The sequence below is a fragment of the Arthrobacter sp. TB 26 genome, from assembly GCF_000427315.1.
GTDB lineage: Bacteria > Actinomycetota > Actinomycetes > Actinomycetales > Micrococcaceae > Arthrobacter.
Genome location: NZ_AUPJ01000115.1, coordinates 1 through 4,447, shown reverse-complemented (window position 1 = coordinate 4,447; position 4,447 = coordinate 1). Strand labels below are relative to the sequence as shown.

Here is a 4,447-nt window from a genome sequence, read left to right as displayed (position 1 = left end):
CGGATCCACGTCGGCGAACCGGTCCATGTTGGCCCGTCCCGGGACGCCCAGGCCGCCATCGAGGCGCTGCGCGCAACCCTCCAGGCCGGGATCGACGCCTGCATCGCGGACTTTCCCCTGACGCCGGCCCCGGGCGCGTGGTGGATGCCGGCGGAGCTTGGCGGCGGAGCACCCACCGAGGAAGAGCGCCAGCGGCTGGACGAGGCCGAAGCCCCGCGGCGCGCAGGCGGCCGGCGCCGATAAGCCCGGTTACCGCGAGCGTCCTGACTAAACTCCATCGGGTACAAAATCGCACTCAATGGAGAGGTACTCTTCTGTGGCAAACACAGTCCTGACGAAAAGCGGAATCGGCGAAGAACGCGGTCTCGCCCGCATAGCCCAACGGATGGCGGCGTGGACCGAGAAATGGTTCCCGGACGCCTACATCTTCGCCCTGGCCGGCGTCATCATCATCGCGGCGGCCGCCCTGGCCATCGGCGCCTCGCCCCAGTCAATCGCCGATTCCTTCGGCAACGGTTTCTGGGACCTGACCGCGTTCACGCTGCAGATGGCCATGGTGGTGCTGACCGGCTACGTCGTGGCGACCTCCCCGCCCGTGGCCAAACTGATCAACCGGCTGGCCCTCATCCCGGCCACCGCACGCACCGCCGTGAGCTTCGTGGCGCTGATGTCGATGTCGGTGTCCTTCCTCAACTGGGGCCTGAGCCTGATCTTCGGCGGCCTGCTGGCCCGCGCCATCGCCCGCCGCAAGGACCTGACCGTGGACTACCGCGCGCTCGGCGCCGCAGCGTTCATGGGCCTCGGTGCCGTCTGGGCGCTTGGCCTGTCCTCCTCCGCGGCGCAGCTGCAGGCCACCGCCGCGTCGCTGCCGCCGGCCCTGCTGAAGATCACCGGCATACTGGACTTCGGCACCACGATTTTCACCTGGCAGTCACTGCTGACCCTGGCCATCCTGATGGCCCTCACCACGGTGATCGCGCACTTCTCGGCCCCCCAGGGCGGGTCAATCCGCACCGCAGCGGACCTCGGCGTCGACCTCGACGACGAACCGAGCGAACCGGCGCCGCGCTCCCGCCCGGGCGAATGGCTTGAATACAGCATGATTCTGCCGATCCTGGCCGGCATCCTGACCCTGGGCTGGCTGGTCTCGCAGTTCCTGACCAAGCCCTTCCTGACCGTGGTGAGCAGCCTCAACGGCTACCTGCTGGTGTTCCTGATCCTGGGCCTGGTGCTGCACGGCACCCCACGGAACTTCCTCCAGGCCGTCACCAAGGCCGTCCCGGCCACGGCCGGCATCCTGGTCCAGTTCCCGCTCTACGCCGCGATGGCCGCGATCCTGACCAAGGCCACCGGCCACGGCGGCATGACCATCTCGGCGCACCTGGCCGAGTTCTTCTCGGACATCGGCAGCGGCGGCGGGTTCGCCGTCGTCATTGCGCTGTACACGGCCCTGCTGGGCCTGCTGGTCCCCTCGGGCGGCGGCAAGTGGCTCGTCGAGGCGCCGTACGTCATGCAGTCCGCCACTGATGTGCAGATGAACCTCGGCTGGACGGTGCAGATCTACAACATCGCCGAGGCCCTGCCGAACCTAATCAACCCGTTCTTTATGCTGCCGCTGCTCGCGGTGCTGAAGCTGCGGGCCCGCGACCTGGTCGGCTTCACGTTCCTGCAGTTCGTGTTCCACCTGCCGGTGGTGCTGCTGCTCGTCTGGCTGCTCGGGGAGACGTTCGACTTCGTTCCGCCGGTGCTGCCGCCGGGCAAGTAGCGTTAAGCGCAACTGACCCGCAGCTGTGGCCGTTTTCACGCTTCATAACGGCCATAACTGCGGGTCAGTTGGGTTAAGGGGCTTTACGCAGGGTCGGAGACCACCAGGGTCTCGGCGCCCTGGACGCGGGCCTTGCCGCTCTCCAGCAGCGGCTCGACGACGGCGCGCAGCGCCTCCATCGAGTCGTCCAGTTCCAGCAGTACCGGGTGCTGGAACGCAATCAGCGCCAGCAGGTCCCGGACAGCGGCCCGGGCCTCGTCCGCGGGGAGTTTCGGATCATGGCCCAGGAACACGTCGGTGGGCTGGCCGGCGGGCGCGTCCGCNNCCCGCCGCGTTGTCCCCTGAAGGGGCGAGTTCCGCGTAGCTGATGGCAAAGGCCTCCAGCCGGCCCTTCCTGCTGGCGGGCACGCCCTGGCCGAAGGCGCTGGCCTTCGGGGCGCGCAGCACAATCGCGCCGTGTGCGCCGCTGAGTTCGTCGAGGAACAGCCGCTGGACCGTGGCAATGCTGAGCTCGCCGGGGCTGTCCCACCCGTGGACGGCCGTGTAGTACCGGCCCACGACGTCGCTGAGCTCCACCGAACCGGTGGCCAGGTCCTCGACCTGCTCGGCGGCGGCAGCCTCCGAACCGTCGCCGAAGACGGGGAGCTTGAGCGCCCCGGGCTCGACGACGACCAGCCGGGACCGCTGGATCGGGGCCAGGCCCGCCGCCTCGGCGAAGGCCGCGCCGGGGGTGCCCGGCTCCACCTTGGTCCGGAGCCGGGTGACGCCCGACGGCGACTGCGCCGCCTCGTGCCGCAGCATGGTCAGCAGCGTGGAGCCGACGCCGGTGCGGCGGTGGAGCCGATCGACCTCGACATAGGCCCAGAGCCGTTCCGGATGCAGCGATGCCTCGTGGACCACTCCGGCCGCGACCGGGATGGCCACGCCGTCGACAACGTCCTCGGCCACGATGCAACGCCGCCACGGCGCGTTGCCTGACGGTGCCAGGGTGCCGCGGAACTGCCGGGCCTGCTCGGTTTCGGGTCCGCCCCAGATTTCAAGCAGGGCGAGGTCATCGCCGTCGCGCCATTCACGGTATGCGATCGCCATGATCAGGCGCCGATCAGCCGTGCGGCCAGATAGCCCTCCACCTTGTCCAGGGAGACGCGTTCCTGGCTCATGGTGTCGCGTTCGCGGATCGTGACGGCCTGGTCATCCAGGGTCTCGAAGTCCACGGTGATGCAGAACGGCGTGCCGATCTCGTCCTGGCGGCGGTAGCGGCGGCCGATCGCGCCGGCGTCGTCGAACTCGATGTTCCAGTTCTTGCGCAGCTGGGCGGCGAGGTCCTTGGCCTTCGGGGACAGGTCCTCGTTGCGGCTCAGCGGCAGCACGGCTGCCTTGACCGGCGCCAGACGCGGATCGAGCTTGAGCACGGTGCGGATGTCGACGCCGCCCTTGGCGTTGGGTGCCTCGTCCTCGGTGTACGCGTCGATCATAAACGCCATGAAGGAACGGGTGAGGCCGGCGGCCGGTTCAATCACGTACGGGGTGTAGCGCTCGTTGGTGGCCTGGTTGAAGTAGCTCAGGTCCTGGCCGGAGGCCTTGGAGTGCGTGGAGAGGTCGAAGTCGGTGCGGTTGGCGATGCCCTCAAGCTCGCCCCACTCGGAACCGTGGAAGCCGAAGCGGTATTCGATGTCCGTGGTGCCCTTGGAGTAGTGGCTGAGCTTCTCGAGCGGGTGCTCGAAGAAGCGCAGGTTGTCTTCCCGGATGCCGAGGCCGGTGTACCAGGACATCCGCTCCTTCATCCAGTACTGGTGCCACTGCTCGTCGGTGCCCGGTTCAACGAAGAATTCCATCTCCATCTGCTCGAACTCACGGGTGCGGAAAATGAAGTTTCCCGGGGTGATCTCGTTCCGGAAGGACTTGCCGATCTGGCCGATGCCGAACGGGGGCTTCTTGCGGGACGTGGTGAGCACGTTGGAGAAGTTGACGAAGATGCCCTGGGCCGTCTCGGGGCGCAGGTAGTGCAGGCCCTCTTCGCTGGCCACCGGGCCGAGGTAGGTCTTGAGCAGGCCGGAGAATTCCTGGGGCTCGGTCCATTCGCCGCGGGTGCCGCAGTTGGCGCAGGCGATGTCCTTGAGGCCGTTCTCGGCGGGACGGCCCTTCTTCTCCTCGTATTCTTCCTCGAGGTGGTCAGCGCGGTAGCGCTTGTGGCAGGAGAGGCACTCGACCAGCGGGTCGGAAAACACGTCAACGTGGCCGGAGGCTTCCCAGACCTGGCGGGGCAGGATGACGGCGGAGTCCAGGCCGACGACGTCTTCGCGGCCGCGGACCACGGACTGCCACCACTGGCGCTTGATGTTTTCCTTCAGCTCGGCGCCGAGGGGCCCGTAGTCCCAGGCAGAACGCGAGCCACCATAGATTTCACCGGACTGGAATACGAAACCCCTGCGCTTGGCGAGGGAAATGATCTGGTCGAGGACGGATTTTGCTGCCATGGGAACTCCACTTTCTACAGGGCCGCTGGGTGCGGTCCGCGGTCTCAGCCCCGGGACCCCGGCTGGTTGCCGGACGGGGCACTACAAAACGCAAAAACTAAACGCAAAACAAGCTGACGCAGCAGGCACACGGCCGAGCAGAAGTGCTCAATGTTGGCGGTGCAGGACGCTGCGTCTCCTAGCCTACCGGCCCGCTGGTCCCCGG

At 67.6% G+C, this 4,447-nt stretch carries 3 protein-coding genes and 1 pseudogene; 2 read left to right on the top strand and 2 right to left on the bottom strand.

What is annotated here, in order from left to right:
* Nucleotides 1-243 (top strand): annotated as a pseudogene (locus K789_RS0103540) (1-acyl-sn-glycerol-3-phosphate acyltransferase); the annotation flags it as partial.
* A gap of 73 nt (nt 244-316) precedes the next feature.
* Nucleotides 317-1,765: a short-chain fatty acid transporter gene (locus tag K789_RS0103535; RefSeq protein WP_024365553.1), complete on the top strand. Its 1,449-nt coding sequence runs from the start codon at nt 317-319 to the stop codon at nt 1,763-1,765.
* Between the two features lie 83 nt (nt 1,766-1,848).
* Here the strand turns inward: K789_RS0103535 and K789_RS25990 are convergent, their stop codons facing one another.
* Complete coding sequence (locus K789_RS25990; RefSeq protein ID WP_237739501.1) at nt 1,849-2,058, bottom strand: hypothetical protein; 210 nt, start codon at nt 2,056-2,058, stop codon at nt 1,849-1,851.
* Between the two features lie 798 nt (nt 2,059-2,856).
* Complete coding sequence (locus K789_RS0103525; protein ID WP_024365552.1) at nt 2,857-4,242, bottom strand: glycine--tRNA ligase; 1,386 nt, start codon at nt 4,240-4,242, stop codon at nt 2,857-2,859.
* Nucleotides 4,243-4,447 lie beyond the last annotated feature (205 nt).